The following is a 20,686-nucleotide window of genomic DNA, read 5'->3' as shown; positions in this document are numbered from 1 at the left end:
GTTCCGAGGGGCCGCTGTTTAACCCCCTTGCCGCGTTTGTCCAGCCCCCATGGCGCTGGACCGGCCATCATTCTCGCATGGGACCCATCTCGGCATCCCGATGCACATGCGCCGACAGCAGCAGCCCGAAGCCCAGCATCACCGTCAGCATCGCCGAACCGCCGTGGCTGATCAGCGGCAACGGCACGCCGCCGACCGGGATCGAACCCGTCACCATCGCCACGTTCACGAACACATACAGGAAATAGTTCGTGCCCAGCCCGATCGCCAGGAGGCGCCCGAATTGATGGCGGCTGCGGAACGCCACGACGTAGCAGAAGGCCACCACCAGCATGAGCATGGCCAGCGTCGTCAGCGCGCCGACCAGGCCGAATTCCTCGGCGATCATCGTGAAGATGAAGTCGGTCTGCTTTTCGGGCAGGAAGTTCAGGTGGCCCTGCGTGCCCTGCAGGAAGCCCTTGCCCCAGAGCCCGCCAGACCCCAGCGCGATCTTGGACTGGATGATGTTGTAGCCGGCGCCGAGCGGGTCGCTCTCGGGGTCGAGGAAGGTCGTGATCCGCGCCCGCTGATAGTCGTGCAGCCGTTCATAGGCGATGGGCGCCGCCACCGTGGCGGCGGCGATGCCGATCGCGAATTTCCACCAGCGCATGCCCGCCGCCCAGAACACCGCCGCGCCCACCAGGCAGGTGATCAGCGCCGTGCCGAGGTTCGGCTGCTTCAGGATCAGCCCAACCGGCACCAGCACGGCGATCGCCGGTGGAATGAGGAAAAGCGGGTTGCCGATGCGCTCCCAGGAGGCGCGGTGGAACCAGGCGGCCAGGGCCAGCACCAGCATGATCTTCATCAGTTCGGAAGGCTGCAGCTGGACCGGCCCAATATCGATCCAGCGTTGCGCGCCCTTGCCCACATTGCCGTGCAGCAGCACCAACACCAGAAGCGCCAGCCCGCCGAGGTAACCGAGCCAGGCGAAGCGCGCGATCAGTTTGATGTCGACCAATGCGATGCCGAGCATCACCACCAGCCCGAATCCGAAGCGGATGGCGTGCTTCTGGGCATAGGCGTCAGGGTTGCCGCTGCCGGCCGACAGCAAAGCGACGTAGCCGACCGCTGCCACCCCGCACAGCAGCAACACGAAGGTCCAGGGGATCTGCCACAGCTTCTCGAGGATTCCCGCGCCGCGGTCGCGCGTGAGCAGTCGGCGTTCGAAGATCATCGGGGCGCCTCCGCCACACGCTGGCCCGGCCGTGGCGGGCCGAGGCGCTGGAAGGCCTCGACCAGGATGTCGCGCGCCAGCGGCGCGGCCGCCCCGGACCCGCTCGACCCGTGCTCCACGATCACCGAAAGCGCGAACAGCGGATTGTCATGCGGCGCATAGGCGACGAAAAGCGCGTGCGGGCGCCATTCCCGCGGCACCTGGGACACGTTGAAGCCACGCTCGCGCTGCTCGCGCGTCACGCGGCGCACCTGCGTGGTGCCGGTCTTGCCCGCCATCTGCCCGTACTGGGAGGGCAGCCGGGACGCGCCGGCGGTGCCGCCGCCATTCACCACCGCCCACATCGCCTCGCGAATGAGGCGCATGTCGGCATCCGGAATACCGAGGCTCGGCCAGTCCTCGGCCCGGCTGCCGCGCACCGGGCGGCCGCCGATGGCGCGCGTGAGGTGCGGCTGCACCGCGCGCCCGGTGGCAAGCCGCGCCGTCATGACGGCCAGCGACAACGGGGTGAGCTGATAGAAACCCTGCCCGATCCCATGCACGATCGTGTCGCCGATCGACCACGGCCGACCCTGCGCCTGGCGCCAGGCGCGGGTTGGCATCAGGCCGCGCCGGGCGCCGGGCAACTCGATATCAAGGTCGACTCCCATGCCGAAGCGGTTGCCCATGGCGGCAATGCGGTCCATGCCGACGCGACGCGCCATTTCGTAGAAGTACACGTCGCAGGACGCCATGATGGCGGTGCGCATGTTCATCCCGCCATGGCCGTTGCGGTTGTGGCAGTGGAAGCGGTTGTTGCCGAAATCGAGGTGCCCGGGGCAGGAGACGATGTCGCCCGGCCGCGCCACGCGCGCTTCCAGCGCCGCCAGGGCGACGATCATCTTGAAGGTCGATCCCGGCGCATAGAGCCCGTTCGTCGCCTTGTTGATCAGCGGCGTGGTGCGTGCCGCAGTCCATTGCCGCCACTGCGCCGCGCTGACGCCTGAATTGAAGATGTTCGGGTCGAAGGACGGCTTGGTCGCCATCGCCAGCACTTCGCCGTTGCGCGCATCCAGCAGCACGGCGGTGGTGCCTTCCTGGATCTTGCCGCGGACCGCCTTCTGCAATTCCGTGTCGACGCTGATCTGGACGTCCTGGCCAGGAATGCCCTCGCGCCGATCCAGTTCGCGGATGACGCGGCCAACCGCATTCACTTCCACCTGCACCGCGCCCGCGCGCCCGCGCAGGATGCGGTCATGATGGCGCTCCACCCCGGCGCGGCCGACGCGAATGCCGGGAAGCTGCATCAACGGGTCGTCGCCGGCATCGGCCTCGGCCGGCGCCGCAACGTAGCCGACCACATGCGCGAGATGCTCGGTCTCGGGGTAGATGCGCGTGGTGCCCATGTCGACCGAGATGCCAGGCAGGTCGGGCGCGTTGACCTCGATGCGCGCCATTTCCTCCCAGGTGAGGAATTCGCGCAGGATGACGGGCACGAACCGGCGATTGCGACGCACCTCGCGCTCGATCCGGACCCGCTCGTGATCGCCAAGCGGTACGATCCGCGAAAAGGTCTCGAGCGTCGCGCCGAGGTCGGCCGTCTGCTCGGCCACCAGCAGCGCGCGCCAATTGAGCCGATTCCCCGCAACGACCTTGCCGTTGCGGTCCAGCACACGGCCGCGCGGCGGGGCAAACAGCCGCGCGCTGACGCGGTTCTCCTCGGCCAGGGTGGCGTAGCGCGCGCCTTCCTCCACCTGCAGCCGATACAGCCGCGTGGCCAGGAAGCCGAAGGCGCCGAGTTGCAGCGCGCCGAGCACGGCCGCGCGACGGGTGAAGGTACCGCGACGGCGTTCCTCCTCCTTGCGGATGCTGCGCTCGCCGCCCAGCAGGCCGGCACCGCCCCAGGGGCGCCAGGTCATGGCGCCGTCTCCGCGTGGCGCATCGCCTCATGCGCCCGGGCCAGCACAAGGGCGACCGCCGGATAGAGCCCGGCCGACAGCAGGGCCGCATGGAGCGCCGGCGCAAAGGGCGGCAGCCGCAAGGCCAGCAGTGCCTGCAGTCCCCAGAACAGCGCGGCCGCGACCAGCGCCGCCCCGCAGAAGGCGAGCCACACCGCGAGAAAGGATTGCCGTGCAAGGAAGCGCCGGAACCGCAGGGCCGCACCATGCACCGCCAGCAGCACCAACACGCCGGCACCCAGCGGCGCCAGGGTCAGCAGATCCAGCAACAGGCCGAGCCCGAAGATCACCGGCGGCGACATCGCCGCGGGACGGAACACCGACCAGAAGAACACGCAGGGCAGCGCCGCGGCGAAGACCGGCGAGGGCAGGCTGACCGGCGCGGCCGCCAGCACCATCAGGAATCCCGTGGAAAAGCCCGGGAAGGCCAGCCGTGCGAAGGCATCGAGCCGGCGCAGGAAGCCGGGGGCCGGGGCCGGCCGGCCCTGGGGCGGGCGGAAGGGTGGGCTCGCCATGGCGCCGGCGTCAGCGCCGGCCGGGACGCGGTTCGGGCCGCGTCACGGATTCCGGCGGCAGGATCCCGCGCAGCCCGTAGTCGAACAACCGCACCGCATCCAGGCGATCGAGCCTCGCGAACAACTCCACCTCGGGCGCGCCCTGCGGCGAGACGCGCACCACCCCGACCGGCAGGCCGGCCGGGAAGGCACCGGCCTCGGCGCTGGTGACGATGCGCTCGCCCTCGACCGGCATGACGCCCTCGGGCCAATGCGACAGGCGCGGCCGGGCGCCGTTGCTGCCGGCCATGATCGCCCGGGCGCGGCTCGATTCGAGGGTGATCGGGATACGGCTGTTCATGTCGGTCGCGAGCAGGACGCGCGCGGACCGGCTGCCGACCTCGGTCACCCGCCCGACGAAGCCGCGTTCGTCCAGCGCCACCTGGCCCTTCCGGATCGCGTGCTGCGGCCCCGTCGCCAGCAGCACGGCGCGTGCATAGGTGCCGCCGCCATCCGCGACCACGCGGGCGGTCACGAAGGCGGGCGCGGCCTCCGGCAGGAAGTTCAGCTGGCGCCGCAGCAATTCGTTCTCGGATTCGAGCGCCAGCGCCGCCGCCTGCCAGCGGCGAAGACGCTCGTTCTCCTCGCGCAGGACGGCGTTGTCCTGGCGCAGCTGCGAGAGGTCCTGGACTTCCTCCACCAGGTTGCGCACCGCGCCCATCGGTTCGGCCAGCGCGGCGTAGATGGGTGACAACGCGTCGGCCAGATGGCTGCGCAGCCGTTCGGCCAGCAGCGCATCGGCCTTGCCCAGCAGCATGACGCCGAAGGCAGCCGCGATCATCAGCGGCAGCGACAGCCGCGCCAGGGCCTGCCGGAGCGGAATGCTCAGCCGGATCACGCGCGCTCGATCCCCCTGCCTGCCCAATCCCCGGCCGGCAAGGTGCGCCGGCTCAGGGATGCCATCAATACATCGAAGTCAGGACGTGGCGAAGCCGCTTGATGTCCTCCAGCGCTCGGCCGGTGCCGAGGGCGACGCAGGACAGGGCATCCTCTGCCACCACGACGGGCAGGCCGGTCGCATCACGCAGCACCTGGTCCAGCCGGTTGAGCAGCGCGCCGCCGCCGGTCAGCACGATGCCCTTGTCGACGATGTCGGCGGCGAGTTCCGGGGGCGTGTTCTCCAGCGCCACCTTCACCGCCTCGACGATCTGCGAGACGGGTTCGTAGAGCGACTCCGCGACCTGGCGCTGGCTGACCACGACTTCCCGCGGGACGCCGTTCATCAGGTCGCGGCCCTTCACCTCGGCCAGCGGACCTTCCTCGCCATCCTCGGGCGGGGCAGCGGCGCCGATCTCGAGCTTGATTCGCTCGGCCGTCGATTCGCCGATCAACAGGTTAAACTGGCGGCGGATGTACGAGATGATGGCCTCGTCCAGCTTGTCCCCGCCCACGCGCACCGACCGGGCATAGACGATGCCGCCCAAGCTGATGACCGCGACCTCGGTCGTGCCGCCACCGATATCGACCACCATGGAGCCCGAAGGCTCGGTCACCGGCAGCCCGGCGCCGATCGCGGCCGCCATGGGTTCCTCGATCAGCAGCACGCGGCGCGCACCGGCGGATTCGGCGCTTTCCTGGATGGCGCGGCGCTCAACCGCGGTCGAGCCCGACGGCACGCAGACGATGATCATCGGCGAGGCGAAGGACCGCCGGTTATGTACCTTGCGGATGAAGTGCTTGATCATCTCCTCCGCGACCTCGAAATCGGCGATCACGCCGTCGCGCAGCGGCCGGATGGCGGCGATGTTGCCGGGCGTTCGGCCAAGCATGAGCTTGGCTTCCTCGCCGACCGCCAGCACCTGCTTGCGCCCGCGCAGGTCGGAGATGGCAACCACGCTCGGTTCATTGAGCACGATGCCCCGGCCCTTCACGTACACGAGCGTATTCGCCGTGCCGAGGTCGATGGCCATGTCGGCGGACAGGAAGCCGAACAGGCGAGAGAACATGCGAACGGACCTTCCGAGGCGGGGCCGCGCAGCAGGCCGTGGGGGCCGGGGCCGCCGTCACGACTGATGGGGCTTGAGAGGACGGGGGGCTTTACCCCCCCCTGGGCCGGGGCTCAAGACGGATTCCCCCGGATCGGCCGGACCGGTCAGGGAAAGGGCGGCACCGGCTTGACCTCGCCGGGGCGCAATCCGCCCAGGTGGCGGAGGATCATGCCATGGTCGGGATGCCCGGGCGGGTAGACCAGACGTCCATGACCAACGGCCGCGCCCTCCCGGGCGACCAGGTCGACCACGATCGTCCCGTCCTGTTCCATCCGCGCCGTGCCGATCGGCGCCTGGGCCCGCGCGGCCCCGGCCAGGAGCATCCCCGGCAGGACCGCGCGGCGCCGCATCAGGCCCGCAGCACGATCGGCGGCTCGGTCCGCTCGCGCTTCACCAGCAGCTTGTTGAGCGCATGCACATAGGCGCGGGCCGAGGCGACGATGGTGTCGGTATCCGCCCCCTGCCCGTCCACCATCTTGCCGGCTTCCTCGAGCCGCACCGTGACGCGCGCCTGCGCGTCGGTGCCGCTGGTCACGGCCTGCACGGCGTAAAGCTTGAGCGTCACCTCATGCGGGAAGGCCTGGCGCAGGGCGGCGAAGGTCGCATCCACGCCGCCGTCGCCGGTCGCCATGCCGTCGGCGCGCACGCCATCGACCTCGATCGCGACGGTCGCCATCGGCTTGGTGCCCATGCCGGTCGAGACATTCAGCCCGGTCAGGCGGATGCGTTCATTGGCGCGCCCGACCTCGTCATCCACCAGCGCGGCGATGTCCTCGTCGTAGACGACCTTCTTGCGGTCCGCGAGGTCCTTGAAGCGCTTGAAGGCATCGTTCAGCTGGTTGTCGCCGACCTCGTAGCCCAGCGTCTTGAGCCGGTCGCGGAAGGCGGCACGGCCGGAATGCTTGCCGAGAACGATGCTGTTCGTGGTCCAGCCCACGGATTCCGGCGTCATGATCTCGTAGGTCGAGGCATCCTTCAGCACGCCATCCTGGTGGATGCCGGATTCATGCGCGAAGGCGTTGCGGCCGACGATCGCCTTGTTGGGCTGCACGTCGAAGCCGGTGATCGTCGCCAGCAGCTTGGAGGTCCGCAGGATGCGCTGGGACGTCACACCGGTGGTCGCGCCCAGCGCGTCGTGGCGCGTGCGCAGCGCCATCGCCACTTCCTCAAGGCTGGCATTGCCGGCCCGTTCGCCGATGCCGTTGATGGTGCATTCCACCTGGCGGGCGCCGGCCTGGATGGCCGCCAGCGTGTTCGCCACCGCCAGGCCCAAATCATTGTGGTTGTGGGTCGAGAAGATGACCTTGTCCGCACCCGGCACCTTGGTCATCAGGGTCGAGAAGATCAGGCCCATATCGGCCGGCAGCGAATAGCCGACCGTATCGGGGATGTTGATCGTGGTCGCGCCGGCCTTGATCGCGGCCTCGACGCAGCGGCACAGGAAGTCGAGGTCGGAGCGCGAGCCGTCCTCGGCCGACCATTCCACGTCGGCGGCGTGGTTGCGGGCCAGTGTCACGCTTTCGGTGATGCGCGCCAGCACCTCCTCCCGCGTCATGCGCAGCTTGACCTTCATGTGCAGGTCGGAGGTCGCGAGCACGATATGGATGCGCGGCCGCGCCGCCGGCTTCGTCGCCTCGGCCGAGGCCATGATGTCGGCGGTATTGGCGCGCGACAGGCTGGCCACGACCGGCCCGTCCTTGGCGAAGCGCTTCGCGATCGACTGCACGGAGTCGAAATCGCCGGGGCTGGCGATGGCGAAGCCGGCTTCCAGCACGTCGGCGCCCAGTTCGTGCAGCGCCTCCGCCATGCGCAGCTTCTCCTCGAGGTTCATCGAGAAGCCCGGCGACTGTTCGCCGTCCCGCAGGGTGGTGTCGAAAATGATGATCCGGTCGTCGGCCAGATTGCCGAAGGAGGGATGGTTGATGGCCATGTCAGGCATTCCCTGTGTGGCGATGCTGTGGATGTGCGCGTTCGGACCCAGGTTCCCCTGAGCGATGTCCGGCCGTGGTCAGCCGGGCGTCACGCCCAGGGGCGATTAAGTCGAAGGAGCAGGAGCCCGAGCGGCGCGCGCGCAGTGGCCGGGGCGGGACGCCCCGCGATCAGGCCGGCCGGGAGGGCGCGCATGGTCATCGCGGGCCGGAGATTACGGTCGGCGCCGGCCGGTCGCAAGCGTCGATGTTGCCGCCCCGCGCCGGGCCGGGCAGGCTGCCGACAAACATAAACGGAGGAAGCCATGCTGCGCCGGATCGTACTCGCGCTCATCGCGGGATTCATCGCCTCGCCCGCCACTGCCCAGGACTGGGTGCCTGACCGGCCGGTCCGCATCATCCTGCCCTTCCCGCCCGGCGGGTCGACCGACCTGGTGGCGCGCATCCTGGTGGATCGGATCAGCCGGTCCTCGCCGCATCCCTGGGTGGTCGAGAACCGCTCCGGCGCCAACGGCAACATCGGCATGGAGGCCGCGGCGCGCAGCGCGCCCGATGGCTACACGCTCGGCGCCTGCACCATCGGCAATTGCGCCATCAACCCCGCGATCTATGCCCGCATGCCCTACGACATCGAGCGCGACCTGGTGCCGGTGTTCTGGAGCGGCAGCGTGATGAACGTGGTGGCCGTGCACCCGTCGGTGCCGGCCACGACGCTGGCGGAATTCATCGCCTGGGCGCGGGCGAATGGCTCTCGGGTGAACTACGGTTCCTCCGGCTTCGGGTCGTCGAACCACCTGACGCCGGAACTGATCAACGGGCGGCTCGGCACCGCGATGGTCCATGTGCCCTTCCGCGGCGGCGCGCCGGCGCTGCAGGCGCTGCTGGCCAACCAAGTGCAGGTGATGATCGAGAACATCCCGACCAAGATCCAGGCGATCCGCGCCGGCCAGATCCGCGCCATCGCCGTGACGGGGCGCGAGCGCGACCCCTCCCTGCCCAACATCCCGACCTTCGCCGAGGCCGGCATCCCGAACATCGTGGTCGAACCCTGGTTCGGCTACATGGCGCCGCGCGGCACGCCGGCGAACATCGTGGCCGGCCTCAACCGCATCCTCAACGAGGCCAGTGCGGATACTGACGTGCAGGCGCGTCTGCGCGGCCTGGGTGTGCGGCCCGAGGGCGGGACGCCGGCGCGCTTCGGCGACCATGTCCGCAGCGAGATCGCACTGTGGCGCGCGGTGGTGGAGCAGAACCGCATCGAGAAGATCGAATGAACGGCACGGCGGTGCCGCCGCCCCGCGCCCATGGCGCGCGGCGGCGGGTCATTGTGATCGCGCGTCGCGGGCCAGGCTTTCGATCAACGGCCGGAGCACGCGTTCCTCCTCCGCCCAATAGGCGGCGAAGGCCTCGGCATTGCGGAAGGTGATCGGGATCGAGAGGGCGCGCATGCGCTCCTCGTGCTCCGGCGACCTGATGGCGCGCTCCAGCGCGCCGGCCAGGCGATCGCGCACCTCCGGCGGCAGCCCGGCGGGGCCGACGAAGGCACGCGTCGACCCTGCGACGATGTCGAAGCCCTGCGCGCGCGCGGTGGGCACGCCGGGCAGGAACGGGCTTTCGGAGTCCGACAGCACCGCGAGTGCCCGCATCGTCCCCTGGCGCATCTGCGCGCTGGCGGTGCCGACGGCGAAGATCGCCGCTTCCGTCTGGCCGCCCAGCAGCGCCGTCAGCGCCGGCCCGGCCCCGTTGAAATGCACCTGGTTGAAGCGCAGCCCCGCCATGCGCTGGAGCTGGATCGACGCCAGGTGTTCATGCCCGAGTTGCCCGTTATCCGACATCCGGAAGTCATCCGGCCGCGCCCGCGCGGTGGCGACCATGTCGGCCAGGCTGCGCAGCGGGCTGTCGGTGCGCACCACGATCGCGCCGGGGTCGGTGACATGCAGGGCAAGCGGCGTGAAGCTGTCCCGCGTGAACCCCGCCTGGCGCGAGGCGTCGAGGTAGAGCGTGGTCGTCTGCGGCCAAAGCCCGTAGGCGATCGTCAGCCCATCCGGTCGGGCGCGCGCGACCTGCGCCATGCCGATCTGGCTGCCGGCACCCGGACGGTTCAGCACCACCACCGCCATGCCCAGCTCGCGTTCGAGCACGGGTGCCAGCGCCCGCGCCCCGATGTCATTGCCGCCGCCGGGCGGATAAGGGACGATCAGCTCAAGCCGGCGACCATCCTGCGCCGACGCGCCCCGCGCGGAGAGCAACAGCGGAAGCGCCAGCACGCTGCGGCGGCGCATCACGCGCCCACCGGCTTGAAGTCGTAGGTTCCGACACCTTGCAGGATGGCGAAGCGGCAGCGCCCACCATCCTTGCCGGTCACCCGATGCGCGCGCTTCGACGGCACCGCGAACATCTGCCCGGGCGCGAGCTCGACCCTCTCGCTCGGCGCGCGTGTCTCGATCACCACGGGTCCCTCCATGCACCAGAAGGTGTCGGTCACCTCGCTGTGCCAATGCCAGGGCACTTCCTGGCCCGCCGCGAGGGTCAGGATCTGCATGCGCAGCCCCGGTGCCTCTGCGATCAGTTCGCGGCTCTCGAGCGCGTAGGACATGGCGGCCCCCTTACGGTTGCGGCGGGTGGGTGGCCCACCAATGGCGGGCGATATCGGCGCGGCGGCAGACCCAGACGTCCTTCTCCCGCGCCGCGCGCGCGAGGAAACGCTGCAGCGCCGCGGCACGCCCGGGCCGGCCGACCAGGCGGCAATGCAGACCGACCGACATCATCTTCGGCGCGCCGGCGCGCCCTTCGGCGAGCAGCACGTCGAAGGCATCGGTCAGGTGCCGTTCCCAGCCCGCGGGATCGCCGAAACCGGGCGGCACCGCGTACTTCATGTCGTTGTTGTCGAGCGTGTACGGGATGACGAGGTGCGCCTTGCCCGCCACCGTCACGTAATGCGGCAGGTCATCGTCATAGGCGTCGGAATCGTACAGGAATCCGCCATGTTCCGCGACCAGGCGGCGCGTGTTCGGGCTGATCCGCCCGGTGTACCAGCCGACCGGGCGGGCGCCGCACAGGCGCTCGATGGTGGCGACGCATTTCGCGATCTCGGCGCGTTCGGTCGCCTCGTCCATGCCGTGGTAGTCGATCCAGCGCCAGGCATGGGAAGCGACTTCGTGCCCCGCCGCGACGAAGGCGCGCGCTGCATCCGGGTTGAGTTCCAGCGCCCGGCCGACGCCATAGACCGTAAGCGGCAAACCATGCGCCGCGAAGGCGCGCAGTACGCGCCAGACGCCGGCGCGCGCGCCGTAGTCGAATTGCGATTCCACCGTGCGGTTGCGTTCGCCCAGCACCGGCGATCCGCCGGGGACCTCGTGCAGGTACAACTCGCTGCCGGCATCGCCGTTCAGGACGGTGTTCTCGCCGCCCTCCTCGTAGTTCAGCACGAAGGACAGGGCGAGCTTCGCACCGCCGGGCCATTGCGGGTCCGGCGGCCGCGGGCCGTAGCCCAGGAGGTCGCGCGGGTAGTCGGTATCGGCGGCGAGTAAATGCGGAGGCTGGCTCATCCACAGAGCCTGCCCATCATCCAACGTTGGTTCAAGCCGAGGCGAGCGCGGCGGCAAGCCCGACCGGCGGGCTCGCGAGCGGCTTGCGCCCGGTGCACAGCGCCGCGGCGCCCGCCATGCTGGCCTGCGCCAGCGCCACCTGGTCCGCGCCCTCGGCAAAGGCGGCCTCGGCGGCGCGGGCCACGATGGCGTGGTAGCCGGCCGCGTCGCCGGCGCGGAACGCCGCCCAGGCATCGGGCACCAGGCGGACGTCGAGCCTCGCGCCATGGCGGGCCGCGGCCTGTGCGAACACGGCGCGGGTGGGTTCGACAGTGGTTTCCACGGCGCACAGCGCCACCACCAGGCCGCCGCCACGCGTCGCTTCGTCGGCCAGCGCCGCATCCACGCGCAGCACCGGGATGGGCGCGCGCGCCGCAGCGGCGCCCGGCCCCACGGTGGAACAGGTCAGCAGCACGGCATCCACGCCGGGCTGGGCCAGCGCTTCCAGCGCGGCGGCGGTGCGGGCGGTGATGGCGTCGGTCAGCCCGCCCGCAGCCTCGGCGTCGCGCAGCAGGTCCTCGCGGATGGTGTGGGTCAGCGTCACGCCTTCGGGGCAGGCGGCCTCGAACACGGCGCGGTTGCCCGCGGCGGTGTGCAGGCAGGCGATGGTGGGCATGGGCGTCCCCCCTGATATGCGAAAGGCCGGCAGGTTGCCCCGCCGGCCCTTCGCGTCGGTCCCGTGGCGGCTCAGTTCTTCGCCTTGTCGACCAGCTGGTTCTTGCTGATCCAGGGCATCATGGCGCGCAGCTTGGCACCCACTTCCTCAATCGGGTGTTCGGCCAGGCGGCGGCGCGTCGCCTTGAAGGACGCCTGGTTCACCTTGTTCTCAAGCATCCAGTCGCGGGCGAAGCGGCCGGACTGGATGTCTTCCAGGACGCGCTTCATCTCGGCCTTCGTCTCGGACGTGATGATGCGCGGGCCGGTCACGTACTCGCCGTACTCGGCGGTATTGGAGATCGAGTAGTTCATGTTGGCGATGCCGCCCTCGTAGATGAGGTCGACGATCAGCTTCACCTCGTGCAGGCACTCGAAATACGCCATCTCGGGGGCGTAGCCGGCTTCCACCAGCGTCTCGAAGCCGGCCTTGATCAGTTCGACCAGGCCGCCGCACAGGACGGTCTGCTCGCCGAACAGGTCGGTCTCGCATTCCTCCTTGAAGGTGGTCTCGATCACGCCCGAACGGCCGCCGCCGATGGCCGAGGCGTAGGACAGCGCGATCTCGAGCGCATTGCCCGACGGGTTCTGGTGCACCGCGACCAGGCACGGCACGCCGCCGCCCTTCTGGTATTCGCCGCGCACCGTGTGGCCGGGGCCCTTGGGCGCGATCATGAACACGTCGATGTCGGCGCGCGGATCGAGCAGGTTGAAGTGCACGTTGAGGCCATGCGCAAAGGCCAGCGCGGCGCCGGGCTTCATGTTGGCGTGCAGATGGTCGCGGTACAGGTCGCCCTGCAACTCGTCGGGCGTGAGCACCATGATCACGTCGGCCCACTTGGCCGCTTCGGCCGGGGTCATGACCTTGAAGCCGGCGGCCTCGGCCTTGGTCCAGGACCCGCCGGGACGCAGGCCGATGACCACGTCCTTCACGCCGGAATCGCGCATGTTCATGGCATGCGCATGGCCCTGGCTGCCAAAGCCGATGACCGCGACCTTACGGGCCTTGATCAGGTTCACATCCGCATCGCGGTCGTAGTAGACGCGCATGATTGCGCTCTCCCTTCTTCTAACGTTCGTCCAACAGGATTCAGTTCAGTCCGCGCGGCCCGCGCGCGATCGCCACCGCGCCGGTGCGCGAGACCTCGACCAGCCCGACCGGCCGCATCAGCGCGCAGAAGGCGTCGATCTTGTCGCCGTTGCCGGTCATCTCAAACACGAAGCTCTCGGTGGTGGCGTCGACGACGCGGGCGCGAAACGCGTCCGCCAGGCGCAGCGCCTCCATGCGGTGCTCGCCCTTGCCCACCACCTTGATCAGCGCCAGTTCGCGCGTCAAATGCGGGCCTTCCAGCGTCAGGTCGGACACCTTGTGCACCGGCACCAGGCGGTCGAGCTGCGCCTTGATCTGGTCGATCACCATCTCGGTGCCGGACGTCACCACGGTGATGCGGCTGACGCGACCGGTGTCGTCCACCGGTGCGACCGTCAGGCTGTCGATGTTGTAGCCGCGGCCGCTGAACAGCCCGATCACCCGGGCCAGCACGCCGGCCTCGTTTTCCACCAGCACGGCGATGGTCGCCGCGCGCTGCGCGTTCCCTGCTTCCGACATGTTCCGCGCCCCTCAGACCAGGACCTTGCCTTCGTCGGTGACGCCCTTGACGCCACCCTCCTGCTCCGGCCCGAGGATCATCTCGTTATGCGCCGCACCCGACGGGATCATCGGGAAGCAGTTCTCGTCCTTGGCCACCGCGATATCGGCGATGACCGGCCCGGGATAGGCGATCATCTCGCGAATGCCGGCATCGAGGTCGGCGGCATCGGTCACGCGGATGCCCTTGGCGTGGAAGGATTCCGCCAGTTTCACGAAGTCCGGCAGCGCCGAGGAATAGCTCTCGGAATAGCGCCCGCCATGCAGCAGTTCCTGCCACTGGCGCACCATGCCCATGTACTCGTTGTTCAGGATGAACACCTTCACCGGCAGACGGTACTGCGCGAGCGTGCCCATTTCCTGGATGTTCATCAGGATCGACGCCTCGCCGGCGATGTCGATGCACAGCGCATCGGGATGCGCGATCTGCACGCCCATCGCGGCCGGGAGGCCATAGCCCATGGTGCCGAGGCCGCCCGAGGTCATCCAGCGGTTCGGCTTGGCAAAACCGAAATACTGCGCCGCCCACATCTGGTGCTGGCCGACCTCTGTGCTGATGAAGGTCTCGCGCCCGAGTTCCTGCGTGATCTCGTACAGCCGCTTCACCGCATGCTGCGGCTTGATGATCTTGCCTTCCTGGCGGTAGCGCAGGCAGTCCTTCGCCCGCCATTCGTCGATCTGGCGCCACCAGGCGGTGAGCACGTGCTTGTCCTGCGGCGCTTCCTCGGACTTCCAGCATTCGATCATCGCGGCCAGCACGCGGCCGGCATCGCCCACGATCGGCACCTCGACCGGGACATTCTTGTTGATCGAGGACGGGTCGATATCGACGTGGATCTTGCGCGAATTCGGCGAGAAGGCATTGAGCCGCCCGGTCACGCGGTCATCGAAGCGCGCGCCGACGTTCAGCATGACGTCGCAGCCATGCATCGCGAGGTTCGCCTCGTAGGTCCCGTGCATGCCGAGCATGCCGACGAACAGCGGATCGCCCGCCGGATAGGCGCCGAGCCCCATCAGCGTGTTCGTGCAGGGAAAGCCCGTCATGCGCACGAATTCGACCAGCAGGCGCGAGGCCTCGGGCCCCGAATTGATCACGCCGCCGCCGGCATAGACGATCGGCCGCTTCGCCGTCTTCAGCAGGCGGACCGCCTTGCGCACCTGCTCCATGTCCGGCTCGGTCTGCGGGCGGTAGGAGCGGTGCTGGGCGATCGGCGGCTCGGTGTAGGGCGCCTTGTTGATCAGGATGTCCTTGGGCAGGTCGACCACGACAGGGCCAGGCCGGCCGGACTTCGCGACGTAGAAGGCCTCGTGCATGACGCGCGCGAGATCGCCGGACTTCTTGACCAGGTAGTTGTGCTTGGTGGCCGGCCGCGTGATGCCGGTGGTGTCGGCTTCCTGGAAGGCATCGTTGCCGATCAAATGGGTCGGCACCTGGCCGGTCAGGCAGACGATCGGGATGGAGTCCATCAGCGCATCCACCAGCCCGGTCACCGCATTGGTCGCGCCAGGGCCGGAGGTCACCAGCACGCAGCCCACCTTCCCGGTCGACCGCGCATAGCCCTCGGCGGCATGCACCGCGGCCTGTTCGTGCCGCACCAGGATGTGGCGGATGGCGTTCTGCTGGAACAGCGCGTCATAGATCGGCAATACCGCCCCGCCCGGATAGCCGAAGATGACCTCGACGCCCTGGTCCTTCAGCGCGCGCAGCACGACCTCGGCACCCGACATCGTCAGGGCGGCTTCGGTGTTGGCGGGCTTGGTGGCGGCGGACATCGGGACGGTCTTTCCTGTGGAACGGTCACCGCCCGCGAGGGGTCCCACGGGCGAGGGCGCTCCCTTAGACCTGCTGTTGCGGCGCGTCAACGCAGCCGATCAACAAAAGACATGACATCTGCCAAATTTCTTTCCGATAATTGCGCCGGACCCGCAATGCGCGCATGGATCGTATGCGTCCGCGACGGATCGGCCAGCGCATGGTGTCGGAACCAGGTCGCCTGCCGCTTGGTGTACTGCCCGGTGTTGAGGATGGCGCGGCGCGATGCTTCCTGCACCGGCATCTGCCCTGCCAGCACCGCCAGCAGTTCGGGCGCGCCATGGGCACGCATCGCCGGCAAGGCGGGGTCGAGCCGTTGCGCCGCCAGCGCGCGGACCTCGTCCAGGGCACCGGTCGCGAGCATCGCGCCCCAGCGGTCGGCGATGGCGGCGCGCAGGGCGTCGCGCGGCGGGTCGATCAGGATCGCGGCGAAGCGCCACGGTGCCGCGCCGGTGCCGCCGCGGGCCTGCCAGTCGGCCAGGCCGCGGCCCGTGCCGCGCCAGACCTCGTAGGCGCGGGCGATGCGCTGGCTGTCGGTGGGGCGAAGCCGCGCCGCGGTGGCAGGATCGCCGGCCGCCAGGATCTCGTGCAGTGCGGCCGGCCCTTGGTCGGCCAGCAGCCGCCGCGCTTCCTCCCGCGCCGGCGCCGGGATGGGCGGGATCTCCGCCAGGCCCTGCGTCAGCGCGGCGAAGTACAGCCCCGTCCCGCCGCACAGGATCGGCAGCCGGCCGCTTGCCTGCGCGGCCTGCATCGCGGCCAGTGCCTCGGCGCGCCACCAGGCGACGCTGGCGGCTTCGCTTGCCGGGCGTACGCCATACAGGCCATGCGGCGCGCGTGCTTCCTCCGCGGCCGTCGGGCGCGCGGTCAGCACGCGCAGCTCGCGATAGACCTGCATGCTGTCGGCGTTGATCACCATGCCGCCGGTGCGTTCGGCGATCGCCAGCGCCAGCGCGGACTTGCCGCTGGCAGTCGGGCCGGCCACCAGCAAGGCGGGCGGTTGATCCCCGATCATGGCGCGGGCATACCGCGGCCTGCATGGACCATGTTCTCACCCTGATCGCGCCGCCGGGCGGCCTCTCCACCGCGACGCTGCACGCCGCGCGGGATGCGCTGGCCGTGCTCGGCGCCGCCACCGGCACCCCGGATTGGCTGGCGCCGGACGAAGCGGCCGACCTGCCCTTCAGCGGCCTCGCGGCCGAGCAGGCGGATGCCGCGGCGCGCACCGCGCTGTCCGGCGCCGCGGTCGACATCATCGCGCAGGCCGCGACAGGACGCCGCAAGCGCCTGCTGATCGCCGACATGGACAGCACCATCGTCACCACCGAGACGCTGGACGAACTCGCCGGCCAGGCAGGCATCAAGGATCGCATCGCCGCCATCACCAGGCGCGCGATGAACGGCGAACTGGATTTCGAGGCCGCGCTGCGCGAGCGCGTCGGCATGTTGGCCGGCCTGCCGGTCGAGGCGATGCAGCGCACCTGGGCGGAAACCGAACTGATGCCCGGCGCGCGCGAGCTGGTCGCGACCATGCGTGCCAGCGGCGCCCGCTGCGCGCTGGTCTCGGGCGGCTTCACCTTCTTCACCGGCCGCGTCGCGGCACTGGTGGGCTTCCACGAGCATCACTCCAACACGCTGATCGAGGCCGACGGCCGCCTCACCGGCCATGTCGCCGACCCGATCCTCGGGCGCAATGCGAAACTCGCGACGTTGAAGCGCCTGGCGGCGGAAGACGGCATCGGGCTCGACGCCACGCTGGCGGTGGGTGATGGCGCCAACGACCTCGACATGATCCAGGCGGCGGGGCTTGGCGTGGCCTTCCGTGCCAAGCCGGTGGTCGCTGCCGCGGCACGCGCGCGCGTGGAACACGGCGACCTGCGCGCGCTGCTGTTCGCGCAGGGCTATCGCGTCGGCGAAGTCGCCGCGGGCTAAGGCTGCGAAGTCGCCGCGGGCTGAGGCTGCGACATCGCCGCGGGCTGAGGTGGTGAACTCGCCGCCGGCTGAAGCCGCCAGCCGGGGGCCAGCACCCACCGGTCGTTGAAGCGTTCGAGCAGATCGCGCGACGGGTCCATGCCGGCCCGGGCGCGCGCGAGCACCGCCGCATCGCCCAGTACATAGAAGGTGCGCGGTTCGTACGCGCCGCGGTCCAGCAGCGCGGCAACGCGCGCATTCACCGTCTCGACCGCGCGCGGATCGAGCCGGGCGAGATACACCGCATCCGTCTGCAGGCCGAGCGTCGCGGCATAGACCGCGACCTCCTCCCAGTTCGGTGCCTGCATCCCGGTCGGCACGACGCGCACGAAGGCGTAGCGCCGCGCGGCGGCCAGCCAGAACGGGTCGGACAGGCGCAGCGGCACGGTCGGGGGCTGCACGACGAAATAGTGCTGCAGCCGCGCGAATCCCGGGCGCAGGTCGACCGCTTGCAGCGCCAGCGCCGCGACCAGCACGAAGCCTGCCCGCCGCCCGCCCAGCTTGCGGACCAGCACCGCCGCGGCACCGAACAGCGCGGCGTAGAGCACCGGCCAGAAGAATCGCTCCGACGCGCGCAACGCATCGGCGTAAGCCACGATCCCATCCGGCAGGGGCAGCACGTCGAACTCTCGCCCGCCGATCGCCACGCGATGCGTGATGGCCAGCAACAGCAGCCCCGCCAGCACCAGCACAAGCGCCCAGTAGCGCCGCAGGCCGCCGCGCGGACCGGCGGCCCAGGCCAGCGCGCCCAGCCCGATCACCGCCAGCGCGCCCAGGCCCGGATAGGAATTGCCGGCTTCGAGATGACCCGCCGTCTCGATATCCGGCAGCAGCGCACCCCAATAGCCGGGGTCGAACGGCGCGAGCAGGTCGAGCTGCATCTTCCCATACCCGCCCCAGGTCCCGCCGAAGCCGCCGCCGAGCAGGAAGAACCCACCCGCCCAGAGCCCCGCGATCCCTGCCGCCGGCACGCCCAGCGCCTCGGCGCCGGCCAAGCCCGCGTGGCGCCGGTCGCGATCCGCTATGCGGGCCAGCCAGTCCGCCGCCCACAGCGCGCCCACCATTGGCAGAATATACGCCTGCACCATCGCCGCGGCGGCCATCAGGGCGGCCCAGGCGATCGCGCGCCGCGCCCCCTGCCCGGGCACCACGCACAACCACAGCCCGATCAGCAGCAGGAACTGCCCGCCCAACGCGAAATGCCCGCCAAGCCGGCCCAGAAGCAGCGGCTGCATCACGAACAGGCCGGCCACCGCCAGGCGGACCAGCGCATCCGTCGTCACGCGCCCCATCAGCAGCCATGCCATCACGGCCTGCAACGCGCCGCAGGCATGGATCCACAGGCCCCAGTATTGCGAGACCTCCAGCACCGGCCGCAGCGCCTTGAACACGAAGGCCACCAGCGGGATTGAGTCCGAGTAGAAGATCGACGACGCGAGCTCCATCCCCCAACCCGGATTGGCGCCGGGGGGCACCCGCCATTCATCCCGCGCGAAGGCCGTCCAGCCGAGCCAATACTGGACGGGATCGGGGCCGATGTGGCCGGACAGCATCCAGCCGGTGTGCGACGGCGGCAGGATGAAGCCGCCGAAGGCACTCCAGGTCACGCATACGCCGAGCAGCGCGGCAGCGACGGCACCAAGGATGGGCGGCAGGCGGGGCATCAGGTCGGGGGAGAGAACTCCCCCGAACCCCCTCCTTCTTCTGGCACGTGGGGACTGACAGGCATGGTCAGTCCCCGAGTGACGGTGGGGCTCAGCCGGGAGCGCCGCGCTCGCCGCGCAGGCGCAGCGGCACGAAGCGCTGGCCGCCCGCACCCTCGACCGCAAACAGCGCCACCGCGCGGTTCTGCTGGCGCAGCCGCGCGATGCGCTCCTGCACCTCGGCGGGGGTGGCGACGCGCTCCTGCTGGACCTCGACGATCACGTCGCCGGGGCGCAGTTCGCGCTCGGCCGCGGGGCTGTTCGGCGCGACTTCCACGATCACCACGCCGCGCTGCTCGGCGCGCAGGTTGAAGCGCTGGCGCAGTTCGTCGGTGATGGGCGCGACGCGCAGGCCAAGCCCGGCCAGTTCGACCGGCTGCGCGGGGGCGGGGGCCGCCGGCGGTGCCCCGGCCGCGGCGGCCTGCTCGGCGGGCAATTCGCCGAGCGTGATGGTCACCGTCTCCTCCTTGCCATCGCGCCAGATCACGACAGGCACCTGCGTGCCCACGACGTTGTCCGCAACGATGCGCGGCAGGTTGCGCATCTCGCGGACCTCCGCGCCATTGAAGCGCAGGATCACATCGCCCGAGCGGATGCCGCCGGCGGCCGCCGGGCCGCCTTCCTGGGCACGCGCCACGAGCGCACCGCGCGCGCCGTTGGGCAGGCGCAGCGCCTCGGCGATCTCGTCCGTGACCTGCTGGATGTTGACGCCAAGCCACCCTCGCCGCACCCGCCCGCCGTCGCGCAACTGCGCCACGATCCGCTGCGCCAGGTTGGACGGGATCGAGAAGCCGATGCCGATCGACCCGCCGGAGGGCGAGTAGATGGCCGTGTTGATGCCGATCACCTGGCCGGCCATGTTGAACAGCGGGCCACCGGAATTGCCGCGGTTGATCGCGGCATCGGTCTGGATGAAGTCGTCATACAGGCCCTGGCGGATGTCACGGCCGCGCGCCGAGACGATGCCCGCCGTCACCGACCCACCGAGGCCGAAGGGGTTGCCGATCGCGATCACCCAGTCGCCGACCAGCGCCTCGTCGGAATTGCCCCAGGGCACGGCGGTCAGCGGCTTGTCGGTGCGGATGCGCAGCACGGCGATGTCGGTGCGCGGGTCGGTGCCCAGCAGCTCGGCGCGGATCGAGGTATTGTCGGACAGGATCACGTTGATCTCGTCCGCGCCGTCGATGACGTGGTTGTTGGTGACGACGATGCCGGCCTGCGCATCGATGATGAACCCCGACCCGAGCGACTGGCCGCGACGCTGCGGGCGCTGCTGCGGTCCCGTCCCGGGGCCCGGCGGCGTGGGCGCGCCTTCCTGTCCCGGCGGCCGGTTGCGGTTGAAGAAGTCCCGGAAGAATTCCTCGAACGGGCTGCCCGGTGGGGCCTGCGGGACATCCGGCGCGTCCGGACGGCCAGGCCGCGCCTGGACCGCCTGGGTGGTGGAGATGTTGACCACCGCCGGCAGCAACTGCCGCGCCAGGGGCGCGAAGCTCTCGGGCGCGCGCTGCGCCATGGCCGAGGGGGCGAAGGGGCTGACCGCGAGGAGGGCGGCGACTGCAAGGGCGGCGAAGCGCACGGTGGAGCACCTCATGGGGAGAATCCGGGAAGGGTCGTTCGGACAGCCGGCGCCTTCGAAAGCGGGCGCAAGCCGGCATCATGCAACGTATCGCGCCGCAGCGCACCATTCAGTCGG

At 70.2% G+C, this 20,686-nt stretch carries 19 protein-coding genes; 2 read left to right on the top strand and 17 right to left on the bottom strand.

What is annotated here, in order from left to right; genetic code table 11:
- Positions 1-67 precede the first annotated feature (67 nt).
- From rodA to LQ222_RS13070, 7 genes are all read right to left on the bottom strand, one after another.
- A complete protein-coding gene (rodA, locus tag LQ222_RS13100; protein ID WP_230166955.1) occupies positions 68-1,213 on the bottom strand; it encodes a rod shape-determining protein RodA in 1,146 nt (381 codons plus the stop codon).
- The gene (gene mrdA, locus LQ222_RS13095; RefSeq protein WP_230166953.1) at positions 1,210-3,111 is read right to left on the bottom strand and encodes a penicillin-binding protein 2; all 1,902 of its coding nucleotides are present in this window, start codon (positions 3,109-3,111) and stop codon (positions 1,210-1,212) included. Before mrdA ends, rodA begins: the two co-directional genes overlap by 4 nt.
- A complete protein-coding gene (locus tag LQ222_RS13090) occupies positions 3,108-3,665 on the bottom strand; it encodes a rod shape-determining protein MreD (protein ID WP_230166951.1) in 558 nt (185 codons plus the stop codon). Before LQ222_RS13090 ends, mrdA begins: the two co-directional genes overlap by 4 nt.
- Positions 3,666-3,675: 10 nt before the next feature.
- A complete protein-coding gene (gene mreC / locus LQ222_RS13085) occupies positions 3,676-4,542 on the bottom strand; it encodes a rod shape-determining protein MreC (protein ID WP_230166949.1) in 867 nt (288 codons plus the stop codon).
- A 64-nt stretch (positions 4,543-4,606) separates the two neighbouring features.
- Positions 4,607-5,650 (bottom strand): rod shape-determining protein, encoded by a 1,044-nt coding sequence (locus LQ222_RS13080; RefSeq protein ID WP_198370510.1) that lies wholly within the window; start codon positions 5,648-5,650, stop codon positions 4,607-4,609.
- Positions 5,651-5,796: 146 nt separating this feature from the next.
- Positions 5,797-6,042, bottom strand: coding sequence for a hypothetical protein (locus LQ222_RS13075; protein WP_230166947.1), 246 nt, complete (start codon positions 6,040-6,042; stop codon positions 5,797-5,799).
- A complete protein-coding gene (locus LQ222_RS13070; protein WP_230166945.1) occupies positions 6,042-7,622 on the bottom strand; it encodes a 2-isopropylmalate synthase in 1,581 nt (526 codons plus the stop codon). Before LQ222_RS13070 ends, LQ222_RS13075 begins: the two co-directional genes overlap by 1 nt.
- Positions 7,623-7,925: 303 nt before the next feature.
- On the opposite strand from LQ222_RS13070, the gene LQ222_RS13065 reads away from it, so the two are divergent.
- Positions 7,926-8,894 carry a tripartite tricarboxylate transporter substrate binding protein gene (locus tag LQ222_RS13065; RefSeq protein WP_230166943.1) on the top strand — a complete coding sequence of 323 codons (969 nt, stop codon included), beginning with the start codon at positions 7,926-7,928 and terminating at the stop codon, positions 8,892-8,894.
- A gap of 48 nt (positions 8,895-8,942) precedes the next feature.
- Here the strand turns inward: LQ222_RS13065 and LQ222_RS13060 are convergent, their stop codons facing one another.
- The 8 genes from LQ222_RS13060 to miaA form a co-directional block, all read right to left on the bottom strand.
- Positions 8,943-9,902, bottom strand: a complete 960-nt coding sequence (locus LQ222_RS13060) for a tripartite tricarboxylate transporter substrate binding protein (RefSeq protein ID WP_230166941.1) — start codon at positions 9,900-9,902, stop codon at positions 8,943-8,945.
- Positions 9,902-10,216: a cupin domain-containing protein gene (locus LQ222_RS13055; RefSeq protein WP_230166940.1), complete on the bottom strand. Its 315-nt coding sequence runs from the start codon at positions 10,214-10,216 to the stop codon at positions 9,902-9,904. Before LQ222_RS13055 ends, LQ222_RS13060 begins: the two co-directional genes overlap by 1 nt.
- Before the next feature lie 10 nt (positions 10,217-10,226).
- Positions 10,227-11,168: an allantoinase PuuE gene (puuE, locus tag LQ222_RS13050; protein ID WP_230166938.1), complete on the bottom strand. Its 942-nt coding sequence runs from the start codon at positions 11,166-11,168 to the stop codon at positions 10,227-10,229.
- 31 nt (positions 11,169-11,199) lie between these two features.
- Positions 11,200-11,823, bottom strand: coding sequence for an aspartate/glutamate racemase family protein (locus tag LQ222_RS13045; protein ID WP_230166936.1), 624 nt, complete (start codon positions 11,821-11,823; stop codon positions 11,200-11,202).
- A gap of 71 nt (positions 11,824-11,894) precedes the next feature.
- Positions 11,895-12,911 carry a ketol-acid reductoisomerase gene (ilvC, locus tag LQ222_RS13040; RefSeq protein WP_230166934.1) on the bottom strand — a complete coding sequence of 339 codons (1,017 nt, stop codon included), beginning with the start codon at positions 12,909-12,911 and terminating at the stop codon, positions 11,895-11,897.
- A 40-nt stretch (positions 12,912-12,951) separates the two neighbouring features.
- A complete protein-coding gene (gene ilvN / locus LQ222_RS13035) occupies positions 12,952-13,470 on the bottom strand; it encodes an acetolactate synthase small subunit (RefSeq protein WP_230166932.1) in 519 nt (172 codons plus the stop codon).
- A 12-nt stretch (positions 13,471-13,482) separates the two neighbouring features.
- Positions 13,483-15,282, bottom strand: coding sequence for an acetolactate synthase 3 large subunit (locus LQ222_RS13030; protein WP_230166930.1), 1,800 nt, complete (start codon positions 15,280-15,282; stop codon positions 13,483-13,485).
- Positions 15,283-15,368: 86 nt separating this feature from the next.
- A complete protein-coding gene (gene miaA / locus LQ222_RS13025) occupies positions 15,369-16,334 on the bottom strand; it encodes a tRNA (adenosine(37)-N6)-dimethylallyltransferase MiaA (RefSeq protein ID WP_230166928.1) in 966 nt (321 codons plus the stop codon).
- A gap of 23 nt (positions 16,335-16,357) precedes the next feature.
- On the opposite strand from miaA, the gene serB reads away from it, so the two are divergent.
- Positions 16,358-17,251: a phosphoserine phosphatase SerB gene (gene serB, locus LQ222_RS13020; protein ID WP_230166927.1), complete on the top strand. Its 894-nt coding sequence runs from the start codon at positions 16,358-16,360 to the stop codon at positions 17,249-17,251.
- Here serB and LQ222_RS13015 read toward each other — a convergent pair.
- Together LQ222_RS13015 and LQ222_RS13010 are read right to left on the bottom strand one after the other, a co-directional pair.
- Complete coding sequence (locus LQ222_RS13015) at positions 17,248-18,954, bottom strand: DUF6311 domain-containing protein (RefSeq protein WP_230166925.1); 1,707 nt, start codon at positions 18,952-18,954, stop codon at positions 17,248-17,250. The two genes, serB and LQ222_RS13015, sit on opposite strands and share 4 nt — an antisense overlap.
- 91 nt (positions 18,955-19,045) lie before the next feature.
- The gene (locus LQ222_RS13010; RefSeq protein ID WP_230166923.1) at positions 19,046-20,584 is read right to left on the bottom strand and encodes a DegQ family serine endoprotease; all 1,539 of its coding nucleotides are present in this window, start codon (positions 20,582-20,584) and stop codon (positions 19,046-19,048) included.
- Positions 20,585-20,686 lie beyond the last annotated feature (102 nt).

The sequence above is a fragment of the Roseomonas sp. CECT 9278 genome, from assembly GCF_918698155.1.
Classification (GTDB): domain Bacteria; phylum Pseudomonadota; class Alphaproteobacteria; order Acetobacterales; family Acetobacteraceae; genus Neoroseomonas.
The sequence above is the reverse complement of the archived record's forward strand: the minus strand, read 5'-3'. Positions and strand labels throughout refer to the sequence as shown.

Excerpts from the sequence above, each read along its gene's own strand:
- rodA (WP_230166955.1), bottom strand. The coding sequence starts at position 1,213 with ATGATCTTCGAACGCCGACTGCTCACGCGCGACCGCGGCGCGGGAATC.
- mrdA (WP_230166953.1), bottom strand. The coding sequence starts at position 3,111 with ATGACCTGGCGCCCCTGGGGCGGTGCCGGCCTGCTGGGCGGCGAGCGC.
- LQ222_RS13090 (WP_230166951.1), bottom strand. The coding sequence starts at position 3,665 with ATGGCGAGCCCACCCTTCCGCCCGCCCCAGGGCCGGCCGGCCCCGGCC.
- LQ222_RS13080 (WP_198370510.1), bottom strand. The coding sequence starts at position 5,650 with ATGTTCTCTCGCCTGTTCGGCTTCCTGTCCGCCGACATGGCCATCGAC.
- LQ222_RS13075 (WP_230166947.1), bottom strand. The coding sequence starts at position 6,042 with ATGCGGCGCCGCGCGGTCCTGCCGGGGATGCTCCTGGCCGGGGCCGCG.
- LQ222_RS13070 (WP_230166945.1), bottom strand. The coding sequence starts at position 7,622 with ATGGCCATCAACCATCCCTCCTTCGGCAATCTGGCCGACGACCGGATC.
- LQ222_RS13065 (WP_230166943.1), top strand. The coding sequence starts at position 7,926 with ATGCTGCGCCGGATCGTACTCGCGCTCATCGCGGGATTCATCGCCTCG.
- LQ222_RS13060 (WP_230166941.1), bottom strand. The coding sequence starts at position 9,902 with ATGCGCCGCCGCAGCGTGCTGGCGCTTCCGCTGTTGCTCTCCGCGCGG.
- LQ222_RS13055 (WP_230166940.1), bottom strand. The coding sequence starts at position 10,216 with ATGTCCTACGCGCTCGAGAGCCGCGAACTGATCGCAGAGGCACCGGGG.
- puuE (WP_230166938.1), bottom strand. The coding sequence starts at position 11,168 with ATGAGCCAGCCTCCGCATTTACTCGCCGCCGATACCGACTACCCGCGC.
- LQ222_RS13045 (WP_230166936.1), bottom strand. The coding sequence starts at position 11,823 with ATGCCCACCATCGCCTGCCTGCACACCGCCGCGGGCAACCGCGCCGTG.
- ilvC (WP_230166934.1), bottom strand. The coding sequence starts at position 12,911 with ATGCGCGTCTACTACGACCGCGATGCGGATGTGAACCTGATCAAGGCC.
- ilvN (WP_230166932.1), bottom strand. The coding sequence starts at position 13,470 with ATGTCGGAAGCAGGGAACGCGCAGCGCGCGGCGACCATCGCCGTGCTG.
- LQ222_RS13030 (WP_230166930.1), bottom strand. The coding sequence starts at position 15,282 with ATGTCCGCCGCCACCAAGCCCGCCAACACCGAAGCCGCCCTGACGATG.
- miaA (WP_230166928.1), bottom strand. The coding sequence starts at position 16,334 with ATGATCGGGGATCAACCGCCCGCCTTGCTGGTGGCCGGCCCGACTGCC.
- serB (WP_230166927.1), top strand. The coding sequence starts at position 16,358 with ATGGACCATGTTCTCACCCTGATCGCGCCGCCGGGCGGCCTCTCCACC.
- LQ222_RS13015 (WP_230166925.1), bottom strand. The coding sequence starts at position 18,954 with ATGCCCCGCCTGCCGCCCATCCTTGGTGCCGTCGCTGCCGCGCTGCTC.
- LQ222_RS13010 (WP_230166923.1), bottom strand. The coding sequence starts at position 20,584 with ATGAGGTGCTCCACCGTGCGCTTCGCCGCCCTTGCAGTCGCCGCCCTC.